This window comes from Nocardia sp. NPDC058058 (assembly GCF_042885355.1).
Lineage (GTDB): Bacteria > Actinomycetota > Actinomycetes > Mycobacteriales > Mycobacteriaceae > Nocardia.
In genome coordinates, this window is sequence record NZ_JBHVSA010000018.1 from 1 (window position 1) to 1,700 (window position 1,700).

The window sequence follows — 1,700 nt, forward strand, 5'->3', positions numbered from 1 at the left end:
GTCTCGTCGGCCTCGACTTCGCCCGGACCGACGGGGCGTCGGCGGACACCGCGACCGCCCTGGTGCTCAGCCGCGTCGACGGCAACGCCCGCTATCTGACGGCGCCCTGGGTGACGGGCGCGGCCCTGCGGGACCTGCTCAAGCCGGCCGAGCGCCCGGCGGCGCTGAAGCTGACCCCGGACGGTGTCACTCCGCCGGTGGTGAGCCCCGCCCCGGCGGGCGGCTGCACCGCCTGGAACGCGCTGGCCCTGACCGGCGACGGGGCGACCCGGCTGGTCACGGACCTGGGGGAGCTGACCCCGGCGCGGCTGACCTCGGGGGCGCCGGGCGCGGAGCGCGACGTGACGGAGGCGGCGGAGCTCGGCGAGTGGTCGCGTACCGCGTGCCTGCTGCCGTCGGTGCGCTCGCACGGGGTCCGTACGGTCAACGCCTGGACGTACGCGAAGCAGCCGCTGCCCGAGGGCGACGGCACCGCGACCTGGCTGTGCTCCCGGGCCGAGACCTGGCAGGGCACCGCGGACCGGGTGCAGGCGCAGTTCCTGGCCCCGGGCGCGCCGCTGGCGGCCCAGGCGGCGAAGGCGGAGGGCTCGCCGGCGTGCGGGCCGCGGGAGCCCCGGGTGCTGGCGGGCGTGCTGTGGAAGTCGCGGGCCGGGCAGTGGTACGTCCTGGCGGCGGGCAGTGCGCAGTTCGCCTCGCTGGCGGTGTCGGGCGGCGGGGTGAACCGGACGGTGAACGCCAACCGGCTGGCGGTGAAGGCTCCGGCGGGCGCGCAGGTGGACCTGACGGGCAGGCTGACGGACGGCTCGAAGGCGGGGGTGCTGCGCTGAGAGGCGCTGAGGAAGTGGGTGCAGAGGGGTTCTCCCCGGCCTTACCCATCAGTACATTGACGCCATGTCTAATACGCCGCCCGCGCCCGGTCCCGTGGCGTCGGAACACATGGACCTGAACGCCCGGAACGTGTCCTTCGACTGGGAGGACACCCCGCTGCACTGGCTGCCCTCCGATCCGTTCGCCGGGCACACCATCAACGTGCTGCACCTGCTGCTGCCCGCGGGTGAGCGCTGGTTCGTGCACGTCTACAAGCAGGTGCTCCCGTACATCACGGACGAGCGGCTGCGCGCGGACGTCATCGGCTTCATCGGCCAGGAGGCGATGCACGCCGCCGCGCACGACGACGTGCTCCCGCACCTCAAGCGGCTCGGCCTGGACCCGACCCCGTACACGGCGCAGGTGGACTGGCTGTTCGAGAAGCTGCTCGGGGACCGGACGCTGCCGCCGGGCAGGGCGCGCGAGTGGTGGCTGATGGAGCGGGTCGCGCTGATCGCGGCCATCGAGCACTACACGGCGTTCCTGGGCGACTGGGTGCTCAACGCCGACGAGCTGGACCGGCGCGGGGCGGACCCGATGATGCTGGACCTGCTGCGCTGGCACGGCGCGGAGGAGGTGGAGCACCGCTCGGTCGCCTTCGACCTGTTCATGCACGTGGACGGCGGCTACCGGCGCCGGGCCCGGACCTGGGCGACCGCCTTCGGCGCGCTGGTCTTCCTGTGGCAGCGCGGGACCCGCTTCTTCCTGGAGAACGACCCCGAACTGCCCGCCGCCAAGGCCACCCTGGGGCAGTTCTTCCGGGCGGGGCAGCAGGGCGTGCTGCCCTCCGCGGGAGCGATGCTGCGCTCGATCCCGACGTACCTCTCCCGTAC

2 protein-coding genes are annotated in these 1,700 nt (G+C 73.9%); both read left to right on the forward strand.

Annotated elements, in window-relative coordinates; genetic code table 11:
* Positions 1-827: hypothetical protein (locus ACFVUS_RS43810; protein WP_387781455.1), on the forward strand; the 827-nt coding region annotated here is incomplete at its 5' end.
* A 64-nt stretch (positions 828-891) separates the two neighbouring features.
* On the forward strand, positions 892-1,700 hold an 809-nt coding region (locus ACFVUS_RS43815), incomplete at its 3' end, for a metal-dependent hydrolase (protein WP_387781458.1).